Origin of the sequence: Haloarcula salinisoli, from assembly GCF_019599405.1 — an archaeon.
Classification (GTDB): domain Archaea; phylum Halobacteriota; class Halobacteria; order Halobacteriales; family Haloarculaceae; genus Haloarcula; species Haloarcula salinisoli.
The window spans coordinates 693613-711026 of record NZ_RKLQ01000001.1 but is presented as its reverse complement, the minus strand read 5'-3'; the positions used below and the strand labels follow the sequence as shown (position 1 = coordinate 711026).

Here is a 17414-nt window from a genome sequence, read left to right as displayed (position 1 = left end):
CGTCTGGGATATCTGTCGAGTATAACTAAACTCTTTCCCAGCGACAGTAGTTAGCATACGTATATTTGCTCACAAAGGTAATTCGACTCAGATGGCGCTTTAGATCCTCTAAATTAATTCTGTCCTAAGAACTATTGCCACAATTTGATTTCTAAGTGATAGTTTAATTTTTGCGCTGGTCGATTCAATATTCGTCTATCGTCGAACTTTCCCGACACATATGTCAACCAAATATTCATCGCGTTTGCGAAATTATACCTCACACGTAGGAAATAGACACTATGCTGAGGACAGCCAGTCATCCCACAGAAACAATCGCTCACAGCAATCCACAACCACCGTTTCGAGGCTCGACTGTGGAAGTCTCGTGGCTGACTGGGCCCCTCGCTCCCGTTCGAAAGATACGGGCGCTGCGTGACTGCGTTGCTCACGGCTCGCTACGTTCGCCGTTCGCTATAAGGAGACGCTCCCTGCGGTCGCGTCTCGCTAGTCGTCCGCTGTACAGACTACTGACTGTTCGCGTCTGAACCCGCTCACCGGTTCAATCGTCTCGCGGGTCAGTTCGTTCCCCGCTCGACATTTTCGAGATTTTCGCTTCGCTCAAATCTCGCTGCTCACGGGTCGCTTCGCTCCCCGTTCGCTATAACGTGGTTCTCACTCCGTTCGAACCACGCTAGTCGTCTGCACTCGCTTCCGCACCACTGCCGGCGAGGACCTCGATTTCCCCGGTGTCGAGCTCCTGTTCGACCTCGCGGGCGGCCGTGACCATGTTCTCCATCTTGCCGCGAGCGATCTCGCGGGGCAGGAGCTTCACGCCGCAGTCGGGCGAGACAGTCAGGCGCTCCGGGGGCACGACCTCCAGACCCTTCTTGATGTTCTCCTTGATCTCCTCGACGGACTCGACTTCGGCGGTGTGGGCGTCCAGTACGCCCATAGCGAAGTCCTTGGTGAACTCGTGCTCCTTGAAAACGTCGAGCTGTTCGTAGTTGCCGTTGGCGAGCTCCAGGTCGTACTCGTGGACCGGGTAGTCCAGAATCTCGGGGTAGATGCGGGAGTAGTCGCCGTAGCAGACGTGCAGACCCAGGCGCACGTCGTCGGGAATCTCGTCGACGATGCGTTCGAGACACTCGCCCACGATGGCGTGGTCGTCCGGCGTCGTCGCGAGGGCGGGCTCGTCTATCTGGATGTAGCGCGCGCCGGCCTCGACCAGTGCCTCTATCTCCTCGTTGACGAGGTCGGCCAGTTCGTAGGCCAGCTGCTCCTCGCTGTCGTAGACCTCGTTGAACGACCAGTTCGCCAGCGTGTACGGGCCCGTGATGGGGACCTTGACGGGTCGTTCGGCGACCTCGTCGGTGAACTCGAACTCCTCGACGAGCCACTGCTCGCCGTACTCGACCTCGTCGGCGACGGAGGGCTTGTCGAAGTAGTTGTGACCCCACACCTTCACGCGGCCGTTGAACTCGTAGCCGTCGATGCGGTGGGCGAAGTACTCGACCATCTCGTTGCGGCGCATCTCGCCGTCACAGACGACGTCGATGCCACAGCGTTCGTGCTCGTGGGTGATGAGCCGCGAGGCGTCGTCTTTCGATTCTTCCCACTCCTCCTCGCCGAAGTCTGCGTCCTCGTCCTCGAACAGCTCGCGGGCGCGGTCGTGCCACTTTGGCTTGGGGTAGGAGCCGACGACGGTCGTCAGCAGGAAGTGCTCGTTCTCGTGGTCCTCCGGTCGGAACTGCTCTCGTGGTCCTGTCATTGGTCTGCCTCCGGGGCTTCCAGGGTCGCGGCGTTGGCCAGCGACCGGATCTTGTCCTCGAACTTGTTGACGGGCAGGTAGAAGGTCTCGGTGTTCGTGGTCGCGTAGACGGTGTCGTAGGCGGTGTTGGTCTGGGCCTCGAACCAGTCGACGCGGTCCCGAATCGTCTCGGGCGACTCGACGCGGGTGTTCTGCCCGTCGACGACGCCCAGCGCGACGGCGTCCTTGGTGCCGTACTCCTGGACGTTGTAGACGTTCTTGTCGTGGTCGGCGACGAGGTCGAAGCCGATGGCGTCGACGTCGGCGTCCATCAGATGCGCGTAGGTCTTCTCCTCGATTGGGCCCCAGTAGGTGTGGGTGACGACCTCGGCGTCGACGGCGTTCGCGACGGCGTCGATGGCCTCGCTGGCGCGCTCGTCTGTGCCGTCCTCGGGCGGGCTCTCGACGAGCGATGGCTCCAGCAGGAACAGCGTCTCGACGTCGGGGAACTGCTCGACCTCGCCGACGAGGAAGTCGGCGACGGCGTCGAGGAACGCGGCCTCGTCCCCGTAGTGTTCGTCGGTCGCAAGGTCCGCGAGCGAGTACGGACCGGGCAGGACCGCTTGCAGCCCCGAATCGACCAGCTCGGCAGCGGCGTCGAGCTCTGTGGCGACGTCGCCGTCGGCGGTCAGGTCGTCCGTGACCACGGGCTCTCGGTAGAAGTTGTTGTTGTCGTAGTAGCGGACGATGCCGCGGGTCTCGACGCTGTCGTGGACCGCCAGCGGGTGCGCGAGCATGTCGTCCCAGCGCAGCTGGCCCTCGCTGATGCGGTCGAGGCCGGCATCGGTCTGGAGGGAGACGACCTCTTCGCGGGCGCGCTCGTAGGCGTCCGTGATGGCCTCGCCCTCGTCACCGCTGATGAGGTCTGTCTTCTGGTGTCCTTTCAGGTCGGACAGCTCGTCCTTGGCCCAGTCCGGTAACGGAAACAGGCCCGGTGTCGTCGCAACAATCTCTGGCATTAGACGAAGCTATGAAATGACGAGCTTTAATATTTCCTATTCAAGAAAATGTCCTCTGGTAATTATATTTCGGAGAAACGCAGGACGACGAGCTCCTCGTAGGGGTGTTTCTCGGTAGCAAGCACCTCGCTTCCGAGCCCGTTCTCGCGAGCGTATGCCCGGACAGCGTCGGGGTCGGTGAGACTACTGACGAGCAGCAGGGCCTCGCCGCCGGGTGCGAGCACCCGACTCACAGCTGCCAGAAACGGGTCGACGAGCCGGCGGCCGTCCTCGCCGCCCGACAGCGCGTGTTCCATCCAGTCGTCCCACTCGGCCTCGGCGGGCGTCGGGAGGTAGGGCGGGTTGAACGCGACGAGGTCGAAGCTGTTCTCGTGAAACGGCGAGACGAGGTCGCCACGGACGACGGGGAGTCCGTTCTCGGCCGCCTCGCGGCAGGCCAGGGGACTGAGGTCGACGCCGACTGCCTCGGCACCTGCCTCGGCCAGCGTCGCGGCGACGTAGCCCGACCCGGTTCCCACGTCTAGCACCCGGTCGCCCGACGTTACCCGCTCGGCGGCCGTCCGGGCGAGCAGGTCCGAGTCCTCGGCGGGCTGGTACACCGTCTCGACGCCGCGCTGGTCGGCCAGGGCGGGGCGACCGCTGTCAGTGCCCTCGTCGGCTCCCTCCTCAGTCATCGTCGTCGGGCTCGCCGACCTCGTAGGCCAGCGTCGCCAGGCCAGCGAAGTCGGCCGGTGTGAGTTTGCCGGCGCGGGCGCTCATGAGCCCCTCTTCGGCGGCGTCCACGACGGCGTCGGGGTCGGAGAGTCCGGAGATGTGTGCCGTGTTCCGGACCGCGTTGCGCATCGTCTTCCGGCGCTGGGTGAACACCGCCTTCAGGAACGTCAGGAAGAACTCGTCGCTCGGAACGGAGTAGTCCGGCTCGCGTGGCGTCGTCCGAACGAGCGCACTCGTGACGCGGGGCTGTGGGTCGAACGCTTGCTTCGGGACTGTCTCGACGATTTCGGCCTCGGCGTAGTGTCCCGCCGTCACCGACAGCCGACCGTAGTCGTCAGTCGCAGGCTCGGCGACCATCCGCTCGGCGAACTCCTGCTGGAACATCAAGACCAAAGGCTTCCCCTCGGGCAGCAGGCGGAACGCGATTTCGGAGGACGCACCGTAGGGCAGGTTCGAAATGCTCGCGGTGAATTCGGGGAGTTCGACGTCCAGCGCGTCGCCTTCGACGACAGTCAGCCGGTCCGTCGCGATGGCGTCGGCGAACTCCTGGCGCAAGTGCGCCGCGAAGTCGGGGTCCCGCTCGACGACGGTCACCCGGTCGGCCACCGCGAGCAGTCGGTCCGTCAGTGCCCCCGGCCCGCCGCCGATTTCGAGGACGTGCGATAGGTCCATCTCCTCGGCGTAGGTCGGAATCCGGTCCAGCACGCGGTCGTCGACCAGGAAGTGCTGGTCCTGTCGCGTGTCGGCCCGCTTGCCCGCCCGCCGGACCAGCGCGTCTGGGTCGCGGCTTCCGTACTCGGTCATTACCCTCCGTAGACGGTCGGCGAGTGAAAAAGGCCGCTACTCGCGGCGGGGCGATTACTCGCTCTGTTCTGCGGTTCGCTCCGCTCACCGCTTCACTTCGAGAGTTCGTTCGCTCCGCTCACTCACCCTCGCCTTGTTCGCTGCGCCGCACGAAAATCCGATACTTCAGGTCGTCGTCGCGCAGTTCCTCCTGAATCCGGTCGACGAGGACCTCCCGTGGGTTGTGGAGACCGCTGACGCGCTCTTCGAGGTCTTCGAAGCTCTCGAAGGGCTTGCGCTTGCGCTCGTCGAGGATAGTGTTGCGGAGTTTCTTCCCGATACCCGGCAGCAGGTTCAGCTGGTGGAGTCGCAGCGTGATTGGCTGGGCGTCGTTGTAGAAGTCGACGAACCGCTGTTCGTCGGCGTCGACGATCTCCTCGACGGCGTATTCCAGTTCCTGCCGGGCACCGCTGGGCAGGTCCTCGAAGTCGACTTCGGTCAACCGACCGAACGCTGTCAGATCGATACGGTCGCCGAAGGCGATATCGTCGTCCTCGTCGAGCGAGAGCTCGTAGATGTGGAACTCGTCGATCCCGAGGGCGTACGCGAGCGGCTCTTTCTGGTGCTGGGGGCGGTCGTCGTCGCTCCGGCCGTGCGGGAGCACGTCGAGCACTGCCGCCACCAGATCCTCACCACCGCTCTCGGTGCTGCTCATGCGGAACTGTATGACGAGAGTACACTTAATGCATTGGATGATGGCAGGAAGACAGAACCGTCCCGGCGTTCCCGCCACGTAGCCAGCGCCACCGGGCCGTCTCACCGTCAGCGGCATTTATGTATCGAGCGCTTTCGATTCCGTCCGCCAGACTGGTCGCGTCTTTGCGACGGAAACTGTGAGCCACACCGCGTGGCCACAGTATCGCGAAACGAGCCATTGAGAACCCAGAAGCCGGCTATATCGGGTTTCCGTTGACAGGAGAAAACGTGGAAAAGAATGCACCCGTCACTACGATTGCGATGAGCGTGACCGACTCACCCGGCCACCGTACCAGCATCGGTCTCTCGAACCGCCTGTCGAATGTTGCGTCGGTTGGGGCCCGGCTCTCCGGCGTCGCCGTCGCCCTGATTGTCATCGCCTTCCTGACCGACCCGACCCCGACCAAAGACCTGCCGGGCGTCGGACTCCCGGTGACACTGCCCGTCTCCCAGCCCGACCTTGGCCACTCCGTCGCGAGTTACTTCGTCGGTATGTGGCTGTTCGAGTTCACCTTCCCCCTGTTGCTACTCGCGGCGTACGACCGTTTCGAACTCGCCGAACCGTGGCAGCGACGCCTGCTGGTCGGTCTCCCCGTGGCGTACATGACCACGTTGCTGGCGTACTGCTCGCTGGTGTACGTCCCTCTCGTCTCGCCAGCGCCGCTCGGACCGGCCGCGACGGCAGTCTGCTACGCGTTCTGTGCCACCGGCGCCCCGATCTGGGGGACGGTCACCGCTGCCGTCGCTGGCCTGGGCGCACTCGCCTGGGTCAGCGCGGAGCGCGACTGGGCCCGACAGGGCTGGCTCGCCGTGCTGTTTGGCGTGCTGTCGCTTCCGCTGGGCGTGCCGGCGGTCTACTGGGGATACAGACGAGTTCGGAGAAAGACGGTCTGAGCGGCGTCCGGCTCAGGCGTACTGCTTGACGATGGCGAGGATATCGTCGAGTTCCTCGCCAGACAGCGAGTACCGCTCCTGAGCGTAGATGGCGCGCAGCTCGTCGCGGTCTAGCGGGCGCAGGTTCGCGATCTTGTAGGCGGTCGCCTCGTCGACCTTCTCCAGTTCCTGAAGCTGGTCGACGAACTCCAGAGACTCCTCGACGTCCAGCATCGCGAAGTGGTTGACGTGTTCGATGGAACGTTTGAGCTCGTAGCGCATCTCGCGGTCCTCGTCGGCCGCTCGCTCCATCTCCAGGTCAGCCAGTATCTCCTTGGTCTCGGCGGTCGTGAGATACTCCTCGGAGACTTTCTCCTTGAATATCGTCATCGCTCAGTTCTCTTGGCGGCGCATGTGAGCCGGCTTCACGATGACCGTCTTGGTCTTGCCGCCGTCGACGATCTCGACTTTGTAGGCCGTCCCCTGCTCGCCGATGACGGTGCCGGTCTGGCCGTCGAAGCGCGGGTGGAATCGGCCTTCGGGCACCGAGGGGTCGATCTTCAGGTGGACCTTCTCGTCGGCCTCGTACTGCTCGACGGCGCGCTGGGGCGGCGAGGTACCGCGGTCGCGGGGCTTGTTCTTCAGTTTGTTTCGTGTTCCTTCGAGGGGGCCGTTTGAACTAGGCATTCTTGGTCATCGGTTGTCTACTCGCCCATATAAAACGTGCGTTCCGCGGTCGGCGACTGGGGGGTAACCACCGGCGCTATCGCTTATCGGGTGGCGAGACGGAAAACGCGAGCCGCGTTACAGACGACCGACGGTGTCGACGTCGACCGATTCGACGCCGTCCACGTCGGCGAAGGCGTCCTCGACGGCGTCCGTGCCGCCGGCTTCGTCGGGGATGATGACCGTCGGGAACAGCGCGACCAGACCGAAGGCCACGTCGTCACGCTCGAATCCCTTGATCTTCGCTCCTTCGGGAAGTGCACCTTCGAGACGCTCCTGGAGCGCGTCGAGGTCGACTTCCGGGCTCTGCGGCATGATCTTGATCTTGGCTGCTACTTTTCCCATTGTTATGGTCCCGTGAATCCGCAGTCGGGGCACTTGTAGAGGTTGCTCTGCTTGCGGCACTTCGAACAGCGGTAAATCTGCTGTCCGCAGTCCGGGCACTTGAACGCGGCCGCGTTCGTCGTGGCGATGTTGATGCCACACGAGACGCATTTCTGCGCTCGCTTCTGCTGGCTCTCGCTCATACCACCCCGTACCCGACCGCCGCTTTTAACGGTTGTCAAACGCCGTGAGCGCCACGACACACGGTGGCACGACGCACTACCGCGGCTCGAGGAAGCTCCCGGTAATCGCTTCCTCGCTACTCCACAGGTCACTACGCTCACGGTCCCACCGTTTGCTGCCGAGGCGCTCGCCCAGCTCGCGCCTCGCTATCGCTCCCCGTTCCGTTCCGAGGTCGTCGCTTCGCTCCGACCTCGCTACTGCTCGCGGGTCACTCCGTTCCCAGCTCGCCTGGTCCGAGACATCTCCTTGCAGTCGATGTCTCGCTAGCTCCCAGGCAGGATATCGCCCAGCGCCGCACCGATGGCCATCGGGACAAAGGCGACGGCACAGATACACAGCGATTCCCAGACGAGCACCGGGTCGCTGGACCAGTCCACCAACCCCCAGCCGGTCAGCAGGGCGACCGAGGTGCCAAGGGCCGTCAGGGTCACACCCGCCAGCCGCCGGGGGACGACACCGAAGATGCGATGGGCGACGCGCACGTCCTGAAAGTCGGCGACGTAGAGGATGCCGACGACCATCGCGACCGCCGTCACGACGGTCCCGAGGAAGTAGAGCGGATGCCGTGCGATGTGGAGTCCGGCGTCGACGGTCCCGCCCTCGACGGCCATCGGAATGCCAAAGAGCAGCGACCCGAGCACCGCCTCGGCGAAGTCCTCGCGGTCGAACCCCCAGATGACGCGGCCGAACACGGCCGGGTCGTCGTCCTGTGCGTCGGCGGCGGCCCGCATCGCCTCGCGAACCTGTTTGCGTTCGGCCTCGCTGTCGACGATGTCCTCCAGTTCCTCCAGTTCGTCGAACAGCTCGCCGATACCCTCCTTCTCGGGTGACCGCTCGCTCATCGGTCGCCCGACCCGTACTGTGCCGGTTTCACGGGAGTAGCCATCGCCTTCGACTCCCCGAAGGGACCCCAGTCGTGGTTCGAGATAGTGTCGCGCGCGCTGTCACGTGGTCGGTCGACAGCGTCAGTTGGCCACCTGAGCGACCTCATGTATTCAGATAACTGCACACGCCCGGGGGTTAAGGCTTTGTTCGCCCCCCTGTGACCGCGATGTAGGCGGGACGTACGCTCGGTACCCACCCATTTCTCCCAAACATTTATACGTAATTAGCTGTTCTCCGTAAAAGAACACATGGAACGGCCGACGCGCCAGCGGGACACGGAACAGGAGGAGGCTGAGCAGTCGTCCGAGAGCACGGGCCAGCAGACCTGCCCCGAGTGTGAGTCGGAGTCCATTACCAGCGATGGTGGTGGCGAACTCGTCTGTGAGGACTGCGGACTGGTCATCGAAGACGAGAACATCGACCGCGGGCCGGAGTGGCGCGCGTTCAACCACTCCGAACGACAGTCGAAATCCCGTGTCGGGGCCCCCACGACACAGACGATGCACGACAAGGGGCTGACGACACAGATCGACTGGAAGGACAAGGACGCCTACGGCCGCTCACTCTCCTCGGAGAAACGCTCACAGATGCACCGACTGCGCAAGTGGCAGGAACGCATTCGCACGAAGGACGCCGGCGAACGCAACCTGCAGTTCGCGCTGTCGGAGATCGACCGCATGGCCTCCGCACTGGGTGTCCCGCGCTCGGTGCGGGAGGTCGCCTCGGTCATCTATCGGCGCGCCCTCAACGAGGACCTCATCCGCGGGCGTTCCATCGAGGGTGTCGCCACCGCCTGCCTGTACGCCGCCTGTCGGCAGGAAGGCATCCCCCGCAGCCTGGAGGAGGTGTCGGACGTCTCCCGCGTCGAACAGAAGGAGATCGGCCGCACCTACCGCTACGTCGCCCAGGAACTAGAACTGAAGATGGAGCCGGTCGACCCCAAGCAGTACGTTCCGCGCTTCGCCTCGGAACTGGACCTCTCGGAGGAGGTCCAGTCGAAGGCCAACGAGATAATCGACACCACCGCCGAGCAGGGCCTGCTCTCGGGCAAGTCCCCCACTGGCTATGCCGCCGCCGCCATCTACGCCGCCTCGCTGTTGTGTAACGAGAAAAAGACCCAGCGCGAGGTCGCCGACGTGGCCCAGGTGACGGAAGTCACCATCCGGAACCGGTACCAGGAACAGATCGAAGCGATGGGCATCCACTGACGCCCCCACGCTGACGATCGTCCGTCCCCGTACTTCCGCACTTCCCGGTAGCCGTCCGGTTGTCCGTCGCTCCCGCGCCCCCCGACCGTCGCCCGCGCACCGACCGCGGAGCCACAACCGGACCGGCACATTTTTCTTCGCGTTGTTTCTCCTGAAACCATGTTCGCGCGACGCGACTTCCTCAGAGCGGCTGGCGCTGGTGTGGCTATCGGGTCCGGGCTGGGCGTCGGTGCCGGTCTCTCGACCGCGTCGGTCGGGTTCGGCGACGGCGTCAACCTCCAGCCGTCGTACTTCTGTGACGGGACTCAGGACCTCGGCTGGGGCCTGTTGGCCGACCACCCCGAGATAGAGACGGTCCGGATAGAAATAGAACCGCCGTCGTGGGGGGAGACGTCGGCCGACCTCGCCGACGCCAGACGGTGGCTAGACGAGGCCGCCGACAACGGGCTCCAGGTCGTCGCGACCTGCCACCACTACCCGAACAACGGGTCCAACAGCAAGGAGGACCTGCTGGACGCCGCCCAGTGGTGGGTCGACAACTACGACTATCTCGCTGCGAACTCCTCGTTCGTCGTCAACCTCCACAACGAGTGGGGCAACCACGAGACGACCCGCGAGGAGTTTTCCGGGGCGTACAACGAGGCCGTCTCGACGGTCCGGTCCGGCACCGACTACACCGGGCCAATCGTGATCGACATCCCCGGCTGGGGACAGGCGTACCAGGTCGGCGCGGACGCGTCCGCGTCGCTCGACGACGACAACCTCATCCTCTCGGCCCACATCTACCCCAGCGCCTGGAACGACGACCAGGGACGCTGGGTGAAAACGAGCGACGTCGAGTACATGGACGAGAACAGCGACTACCCCTGTATCGTCGGCGAGTTCGGCAGCCGCCGGGACGGTGAGGCAGACTGGTCGGCGCTGGTCGATCGAGCTGCGTCGCTGGGCTGGCCGGTACTTGGCTGGGCGTGGAACGGCGATGGCGAGGATATGAACATGACCTCGCCGTACTGGGGGGACGACTGCGGGAGCGAGAGCTACGAGAAGACCGACTACTTCGACGTCGTCTACGACAAACTCGGCCAGGGCGACCCCGAACAGCGGCCTTACGAGGGGCCACACGCTGTCCCCGGCCGCGTCGCGGCCGAGGACTTCGACATCGGGGGCGCGGGTGTCGCCTACAGCGACGGCACCGAGGGGACCACCGGCGAGCCCTACCGGCCCGAAGAGAGCGTCGACCTCGAGGCGGCCAGCGAAAACGGCTACAACATCTGTGACGTCGAAAGCGGCGAGTGGTGGGAGTACACGGTGGAGGTGGCCGAGACGGGCGCGTACGAACTCAGGGCGCGTGTGGCATCGGAAGACGAGTACGACGTCGTCGGCTTCTCGGTAGCGGTCGACGGCGACCGCGTAGCGTCGACCTCCTTCGACGGGACCGGCGGCTGGCAGCGCTACACCACCGTCTCCGCCGGCGAAATCCAGCTCGGGGCCGGAGAGTGCGTCCTCCGTATCCGTGCAGAGGAACCGTACTGGAATCTCAACTGGTTCGAACTCGAAGAGGCGGAGCCACATCCCGACGCCGACGAGACGGTGACGGTCGCACCCGACGGCGCCCGCGAGTTCTCGCCGGCGACCCTGCAAATCGAGCCTGGCACCGTGGTCGCCTTCGAGTGGGACGCCGACGGCCACACGCTTTCCGTCGATGCACAGCCCGACGGCGCAGAGTGGGCTGGCGTCGACGGCACCCAGAGCGCCGGCCATAGCCACACGCACACGTTCGACGTCGCGGGAACATACGAGTACTCCTGTCGGCCCCACCGAAGCGAGATGCAGGGGACCGTAACCGTGGCCCCTGGCGACGACGATGAGGCGGTGTCGATGGCGACAGCTCTCGACGAAGACGACGACGGTGAGATAGACGACGCTGAGATTCTAGACGCGGTCGACTACTGGCACGACGAGGCGCCTGTCCCCGGCACCGACGGCCGGACAATCGACGACCAGACGCTGCTCGAACTGGTCGAGCGCTGGCAAAACGGCGGTGGCACGTGACCCGGTCCCCGGGTACTGACCCCCGGAGTGTCGCTCGGAGCACAGACGATAGCGAGTGATGGACCGGTCCGGTGACGATCGAACGGAGGACGCTGGTGGTAGTGAAGGCGACGACGGCAGCAACGACCACCCCCCATCGTGAGGGAGTCGACACCGGGACGCGGGCGAGTTCGCACCCGAGACCGCTCAGTCTGCCGCGACGCTACTGCCGTCGGCAGTCGTGACGCTGTCTATCGTCAGCCACGCGTTGAGTGCGATGATTCCGAACCCGACCTTCGTCACCACGTCCAGGTAGACGATGACGAGCGAGGCCGTCTCGACGTCCATCAGGCCGACACCCGCGGCGCCGAGCAGCCAGACGACGGGGTAGACCGACCAGAGGACGACGACGAAGTTCCTGAGTGTGCGGTAGAGGCTGGCCTCCACGTCCGAGAGCGAGGCGACGGCCGCATCGGCCACATCGTAGTACAGCAGGTAGACGACACCGGCGAAGGCCGCGGCCCCGAGCGCGAACAGGGCGTATGCGAGCGCCCCACTGGCGACCGCGCCGGCGAAGCCAAAGACGATGGTGAGCGCCTGGAGGCCGACCAGTTTGCCGATGGCCTCGCGGTTCGCGTTGGCGAGCAGCCCCAGATAGAGGACGTTTATCGGCGTCGTCAGTAGCCAGTCGACGTACCGGACCACGTAGACAGTGTGGCCGCCGCCGTCGATGGCGCCGATACCGAGAACCAAGAGGAGATACGCGAAAATGGCGATGCCGGGAATCGCGACCAGCAGGAGATACCGTTTCCGCGTCGCTTCGGGGACCAGCCGGTACCCATAGGCCAGCAGCGCGGTCCCGAGCAGTTCACCGAGCAGTCCCAGCGTGAACCAGGTCGTTATCGTAGCCATTGTCAGTCGTCCCCCGCAGCGGCCGCCTCGCTCGTGTCGTCCAGCCCGGCCTCGTCGACCTCGAACTGTTCGAGGACGGATTCGAGGTCCTCTGCGCGGGCGCGCAAGTCCTGGGCCGAGTCGGTCACCGTCTCGATGGAGGCCGCCTGGTCGTCGGCCGCGCCGGCGACCGTGTCGGCCTCTGCCGCCGTCTGCTGGGAGATGGTGCTCAGCTCGTCGATTGTCGCCTGCACGTCCTGTGCGGTTCGGGCCTGTTCCTCAGTTGCGCGGTCTATCTCCTGAATGCCGGTATCGACCTCCTCGGTGTACTCGACGATGGTCTCCAGGGCGTCGACGGTCTCCTCGACGGTCTCGACCCCCTCGGAGATGCGTTCGCTCGTCGACTCGATGGTGTCGACGGTGTCGCCGGCCTGGGACTGGATGCGCTCGATGCGGTCCTCGATGTCCGCGGCGGCGGCTTTCGTCTCCTCGGCGAGTCCCTTTATCTCGTCGGCGACGACCGCGAACCCGTCGCCGTCCTTGTCGGCGTGTGCGGCCTCGATAGAGGCGTTCAGCGCCAGCATGTTCGTCTGCTCGACGATGTTCGTGATGACGCTCACGATGTCACCGATCTCCTCTAAGTCGTCCTCCAGAGCGTTGATTTCGCTCACCGTCTCGGCGGTCTCCTCGTCGATGGCGCTCATCTCACTGATGGCGTCCTGAGCGGCTTCGCGGCCGTCCTCGCCGACTTCGGCGGCCGACTGGGACGTGTTCGCGACCTCCTGGGCCGAGGCAGCTACCTCCTCGGCGGTCGCCGAGAGGTTGTCCATCTCGGCCGACCCCTCCTGGAGGCGCTCGCTCTGCTCGGTCGCACCCTCGAATATCTCCTCGATGGACTGTGAGACCTGCTGGCTCGCCATTCCGACGCGCTCGGCGTTGGTCTCGACCCGGTCGCTGGCCCCCATCACGTTGTCGGCGAAGTCCTGCATATCGGCGATAGTGCCAGCGAGCGCGTCGAGGGTCGCGTTGATCTCCCGGCCGACGTCGGCCATCGCATCGCTCATGCTATCGGTGTCGACGCGAGCGGTGAGGTCACCGTCAGCGGCCGATTCCAGCGTGGTGGAGTACTCCGCTGCTTTCAGTTCGAGGTGACTCGAGAGGGCCTCCATCTCGTTGCGCTCGGCCTCGACCTCCGTCCGTGCCTGCTCGGCCTCCTCCCTGGCGGCTTCGGCCGATTGTTTCGCCGACTCCGCCTCCTCACGGGCGGCTTCCGCGTCGGATATCTTCGACCGGAGGTTCGTCCGCATATTGTCGAAGGCGCCGTACAGCGTGCCGAACTCGTCCGACCGAGCGGTTTCGAGGTCGACCTCGAGGTCACCGCCGGCCATCGCCTCTGCCTTCGAGGAGAGTCGGCGCAGCGAGGCGATTGTGCTGCCGCCGATGGTCACCCCGACCAGCCCGAGGTTGATGACCGCAAGCAGGATGAGCCCCACGAGGTCGGAGTTAATCTGGTCCGAGAGGGCGTAGGCCTGGGCCCGGTCGGCGTGGACCATCACCGACCAGTCGTGGCTCTCGAGCCGGGAGATTCCCAGCAGCGTCTCGTCGGTCTCGACGAACGTACTCTGGCCGCTGTCGAGTGAGCTCACCGGGTCGTCCGCGCCCGACGCGACCGGTGCGCTAGAGCCGATACGCGAGGTGTTCGGGTGGGCGATGAACTCGCCGTCCCCGTTGACGACTGTCGTGTAGGACCCCTCGCGCTGGTTAGATATCGACTCGGCCCGCGCTTCGAGGTCGGTCATGTAGACGATGGCGCGGTTCTCGGCCCCGGCCACCGGCGAGACGACGGCGATTATCGGGTGGTCGACGACGGACACCGAGAACGGGTCGGTGACGTGGGTGTCGTCGGGCCCGCTGAACTCGGGCGGGTCAGTCGCGAAGGCTGCGCCCTGTTCCGTGGCGTTGACGCCGACGAACTGCTCGTTCGAGCTGGCAGTGATGGTTCCGCTCGAAGTGTTGACGTAGTGGACCGCCACGACGTCCGGCGGCACCTCCTCGTTCGCCACGAGGCCCGTCAGTCTGTCCTGAACGGCCGACTGCGAGCCGTCAGCGAAGACGGGGAGACGCGAGGTCGTTCGGACGTCCCGGCGGGCCGTCGTCAGCCATCCGTCTAGTTGTGCCGCCTGTGTGTCTGAGAGCGCCGTCGTGTCGCGCTCGACGTCCTCCGCGAGTGTCGCGGACGCCTGGGCACTGATGAGGGCACCGAAGGCGACGACGACGACGATGGCGAACGCGAGGGCGACGCCGAGCCGTGCGGCGTAACTGTCGCCGACGACGCTCGGCAGCGGCGAATCTCGGTCTTTTGACATCCTGTGAGTATCGGGGAGTTTCCGTGTAAAGCGTTCCTCCGCTATTCTCAGGCGTGAAAACTGCTGCCCGCCGGAACGGAGCTCACCAAAACAGTGATGAGTTCGGACGGTAGATGGTAGGATTATCTACTGATGACCTCGGAGAGAGACCCCCGTGCGCTCGTCGCCGAGGTCCTCACCGCGACCGACGTGGACCGCGACCACGTCCCGCGGCTGCTCGACCTCCTCGACGCCGGTGACCGACAGGTCCGCCTGGGTGCGGCGACGGCACTGTGTGTCGTCGCGGACGAACATCCCGGTGACGTGGCCTCGCTGGTCGGGCAACTCGCGGCCCGCGCCGACGAGAGTCTGGCCGCCACGCTCGCACTCGAGTACGTCGCCGACCGCTATCCCCAGGTCGTCGAGGACCGGTTGGACCAGTGGGCGTCGACCGTCGAACCCACCCACCGTGTCGACCGGTCGACGCCTACCCGGGGCGGGTCCGACGGACGGGACGTCGGGCGGACCAGGATTGCCGGCGAAGGGGCCGACGACGACGGCCGGCAGGTGTACACCGACGACGGGGACGACGAGAAGCAGCCCCAGGCGGACGACGAGGACGGCAACACCATCGGGCAGCGGCCCCAGGCGGCCGACGCCGAGTGGCGCTCGCTCGTGGAGTACGAGAGCCGGTTCGACCGCCTCTCGATACTGGCCCCGCGCGAGCGCCGCCGCTACGGCGACACCTACCGGACGCTGGGCGTAGTCGACGAGACCGAGTACGCCGTCGGCCTGCGGCTACTCGACAGCCCGGCGGAGGGCGACGGGGCCTTCGCCGCCCAGCTGGCGACCCGGCTGGAAGAGTGGGCGGCCGTCGCCGACGTGGACAACGTCGTGACGCTGTACGACTGGAAAGCCGACCCGCGGCTGTGGCTGGCGACCGAGTACACGGCGGAGACGCTGGCCGACCAGGGTCGGTTCCCGCCGGCCGAGGCTGCCTGGCACGCCGAGCGGCTCGCGGCGGCGGTCTCGACACTCCACGAGCGCGGGGTTGTCCACGCCGGCATCGACGCCGACGCGGTCGCCTACTACGGGAACGTCATCGAGGAGGGCGACAGGCAGCCGCCGCTGCTCGACAACCTCGGGCTACTGTCGGTGTACCGCCACCAGTTCGACCCGGCACAGTTTCTCGACCCCCGGTACGCCGCCCCGGAGTACTACCAGCGGCGCTTCGGTCGCATCGACCACGCCACCGACATCTACGGGCTCGGTGCGGTGTGTTACCGACTGTTCACCGGGAAGGCCCCGTACACCGGCGCGTTCGACGCGGTCCGCGACGAGGTCCTCTCGTCGGGCCCACCGGACCCCTCCGCCGTCGCGGACGTCCCGCCCGCCGTCGACGATATCGTCGGCAAGGCGATGGCCCGGCGGAAACTCGCCCGCTACGAGACGGCTGCCCACCTCCGGCAGGAGCTCCGGAGCCTGCGAGGTGACGATGCGTAGCATCGCCGTCGGCCTGCCGTACGCGCCGAACAACCCCAACCTGACGTTCATCTTCTTCATCGCGCTGACGCTGCTTTCGGTCCTGGGCGTCCGGTTCAGTTACTACGCCTACCGGAACCGCCAGACGAGCGAGGTCGGAACGGGCGACGGGCTCTGGGAGTCGCTCGTCCTCGCCGGGCTGTGTTCGGTCGGCTTTGCCCTGCTGGGGCTGGTCGAACTGCTGACAGTGTACGTGTTGCCGTTCAAGATGGGGCTGCTCCTGGCGGCGGTGTTCGTCCTCGCCGTCGCGCTTCGGGTGCTGTATCGCAGCGTCGTCCCGGCGACGGCCGGGAGCGAGGCCGACTCGGAGCGGGGATTGACCCGGGCGGCCGTCGTCGGTGTCAGCGTCGTCTTCGCGGGGTTGGCACTGGTCGGTCGGCACCCGCTCTTGCTCGCGGTCATGGGCGTGAGTGCCCTCGGGTTTGCGCTTGCGGGCGGGCTCTACGGCCGGCGGGGGGCGGCGGAGGCCCGCGTCCAGGGCACCGTCGTCGATACGCTGTTGCGCCATCTGCTTCCCGTGTTGCTGTTTGCGGCGCTGGTGCCGGCGCTCGACCTGGCCGTCCTCGTCGGCCTCGACCGCATCGTCGTCCTGCATATCCAGGTCGTCTTCGTCATCATGACCGCGACGACCCTGATGACGGCGACTATCAAACTCCGACAGAACCTGGCGAGCCTCTGAGCGGGCCCGAATCGCCGCCACCGTTTATACGGCGCCGGGCCACAGCCACGACCAATGGCCCCATCCGACCGGCCGGACAGCAAGGTCGCCAACTGCATCGACCGCTACGGGCTCGACGGACTCGGCGACGAACTCGAACGACGGTGGACCGCCGACGGACCGGAGCGGCTGAGTCTCCGGGACTGTGCCGCGCTGTTCAACAGACGGCTGCTGGAAGCAACGTTGCGCGCTGCCGGGTCGAACGCGCTCCGGCGCGACGTGGAGAGGACCTACGAGCAGTTGACCGACGAGGACGTGACAGCCGGGGTCAGGACCGAGACACGGACCCGGCTGTCTCGCGAGGGTGTGGATGTCGACGCGCTGGAGCGGGATTTCGTCACCTACCAGGCGATTCGGAGCTACCTCACCGAGTATCGCGACGCCACCTACGAGGGGCCCTCCGACGCGGAGAAGGTCCAGTCGGACATCGAGAGCATCCAGCGGCTCCTGTCCCGGACGCTGTCGGTCACCGAGGACCGCATCGAGAGCCTGCAAGCGACGGGCCGGCTCGACATCGACAGCTTCGACGTGTTGCTCGAAGCGCAGGTGCTCTGTCAGGACTGCGGGAGCCAGTACTCCGTCACCGAGCTGCTCGAAGCGCGGGGCTGTGACTGTCAGCGAGCGTAG

Annotated in this window: 18 protein-coding genes; 6 read left to right on the top strand and 12 right to left on the bottom strand. The window is 65.6% G+C overall.

Going from position 1 to position 17414, the window contains the following annotated elements:
- Positions 1-673: 673 nt before the first annotated feature.
- From EGD98_RS03715 to EGD98_RS03695, 5 genes are all read right to left on the bottom strand, one after another.
- On the bottom strand, positions 674-1750 hold the full coding sequence (locus EGD98_RS03715; RefSeq protein WP_220587009.1) for a methionine synthase: 1077 nt from the start codon (positions 1748-1750) through the stop codon (positions 674-676).
- Positions 1747-2748: a 5-methyltetrahydropteroyltriglutamate--homocysteine methyltransferase gene (locus tag EGD98_RS03710; protein WP_220587008.1), complete on the bottom strand. Its 1002-nt coding sequence runs from the start codon at positions 2746-2748 to the stop codon at positions 1747-1749. Before EGD98_RS03710 ends, EGD98_RS03715 begins: the two co-directional genes overlap by 4 nt.
- Positions 2749-2810: 62 nt before the next feature.
- The gene (locus tag EGD98_RS03705) at positions 2811-3422 is read right to left on the bottom strand and encodes a HemK2/MTQ2 family protein methyltransferase (protein ID WP_220587007.1); all 612 of its coding nucleotides are present in this window, start codon (positions 3420-3422) and stop codon (positions 2811-2813) included.
- Positions 3415-4266 (bottom strand): 16S ribosomal RNA methyltransferase A, encoded by an 852-nt coding sequence (locus EGD98_RS03700; protein WP_220587006.1) that lies wholly within the window; start codon positions 4264-4266, stop codon positions 3415-3417. Before EGD98_RS03700 ends, EGD98_RS03705 begins: the two co-directional genes overlap by 8 nt.
- 118 nt (positions 4267-4384) lie before the next feature.
- Positions 4385-4960 (bottom strand): DUF655 domain-containing protein, encoded by a 576-nt coding sequence (locus EGD98_RS03695; RefSeq protein ID WP_220587005.1) that lies wholly within the window; start codon positions 4958-4960, stop codon positions 4385-4387.
- Between the two features lie 302 nt (positions 4961-5262).
- Between EGD98_RS03695 and EGD98_RS03690 the strand changes: the two genes are divergently transcribed.
- Positions 5263-5895, top strand: a complete 633-nt coding sequence (locus EGD98_RS03690) for a hypothetical protein (protein WP_220587004.1) — start codon at positions 5263-5265, stop codon at positions 5893-5895.
- Positions 5896-5907: 12 nt separating this feature from the next.
- Here EGD98_RS03690 and EGD98_RS03685 read toward each other — a convergent pair whose 3' ends face one another.
- From EGD98_RS03685 to EGD98_RS03665, 5 genes are all read right to left on the bottom strand, one after another.
- A complete protein-coding gene (locus EGD98_RS03685; RefSeq protein ID WP_220587003.1) occupies positions 5908-6264 on the bottom strand; it encodes an RNA polymerase Rpb4 family protein in 357 nt (118 codons plus the stop codon).
- Positions 6265-6267: 3 nt separating this feature from the next.
- Complete coding sequence (locus tag EGD98_RS03680) at positions 6268-6561, bottom strand: 50S ribosomal protein L21e (protein ID WP_220587002.1); 294 nt, start codon at positions 6559-6561, stop codon at positions 6268-6270.
- 117 nt (positions 6562-6678) lie between these two features.
- A complete protein-coding gene (locus tag EGD98_RS03675; protein ID WP_220587001.1) occupies positions 6679-6945 on the bottom strand; it encodes an elongation factor 1-beta in 267 nt (88 codons plus the stop codon).
- 2 nt (positions 6946-6947) lie between these two features.
- Positions 6948-7127, bottom strand: coding sequence for an HVO_2753 family zinc finger protein (locus tag EGD98_RS03670; protein ID WP_220587000.1), 180 nt, complete (start codon positions 7125-7127; stop codon positions 6948-6950).
- A gap of 303 nt (positions 7128-7430) precedes the next feature.
- Positions 7431-8009 (bottom strand): DUF2391 domain-containing protein, encoded by a 579-nt coding sequence (locus tag EGD98_RS03665; RefSeq protein ID WP_220586999.1) that lies wholly within the window; start codon positions 8007-8009, stop codon positions 7431-7433.
- Between the two features lie 291 nt (positions 8010-8300).
- Here EGD98_RS03665 and EGD98_RS03660 point away from each other — a divergent pair, with 291 nt between their 5' ends.
- Complete coding sequence (locus tag EGD98_RS03660) at positions 8301-9260, top strand: transcription initiation factor IIB (RefSeq protein WP_220586998.1); 960 nt, start codon at positions 8301-8303, stop codon at positions 9258-9260.
- Between the two features lie 159 nt (positions 9261-9419).
- Positions 9420-11312: a carbohydrate-binding protein gene (locus tag EGD98_RS03655; RefSeq protein WP_220586997.1), complete on the top strand. Its 1893-nt coding sequence runs from the start codon at positions 9420-9422 to the stop codon at positions 11310-11312.
- Between the two features lie 186 nt (positions 11313-11498).
- On the opposite strand, the gene EGD98_RS03650 is transcribed toward EGD98_RS03655, so the two are convergent.
- Positions 11499-12203, bottom strand: coding sequence for a bacteriorhodopsin (locus EGD98_RS03650; RefSeq protein ID WP_220586996.1), 705 nt, complete (start codon positions 12201-12203; stop codon positions 11499-11501).
- Positions 12204-12205: 2 nt separating this feature from the next.
- A complete protein-coding gene (locus tag EGD98_RS03645) occupies positions 12206-14548 on the bottom strand; it encodes a methyl-accepting chemotaxis protein (RefSeq protein WP_220586995.1) in 2343 nt (780 codons plus the stop codon).
- Between the two features lie 132 nt (positions 14549-14680).
- On the opposite strand from EGD98_RS03645, the gene EGD98_RS03640 reads away from it, so the two are divergent.
- Genes EGD98_RS03640 through rdfA form a run of 3 tightly spaced genes read left to right on the top strand, consistent with a single transcriptional unit; the run spans position 14681 to position 17414 of the window.
- Complete coding sequence (locus tag EGD98_RS03640) at positions 14681-16030, top strand: protein kinase domain-containing protein (RefSeq protein WP_220586994.1); 1350 nt, start codon at positions 14681-14683, stop codon at positions 16028-16030.
- Positions 16023-16748 carry a hypothetical protein gene (locus EGD98_RS03635; protein WP_220586993.1) on the top strand — a complete coding sequence of 242 codons (726 nt, stop codon included), beginning with the start codon at positions 16023-16025 and terminating at the stop codon, positions 16746-16748. Before EGD98_RS03640 ends, EGD98_RS03635 begins: the two co-directional genes overlap by 8 nt.
- A 54-nt stretch (positions 16749-16802) precedes the next feature.
- Positions 16803-17414 (top strand): rod-determining factor RdfA, encoded by a 612-nt coding sequence (gene rdfA, locus EGD98_RS03630; RefSeq protein ID WP_220586992.1) that lies wholly within the window; start codon positions 16803-16805, stop codon positions 17412-17414.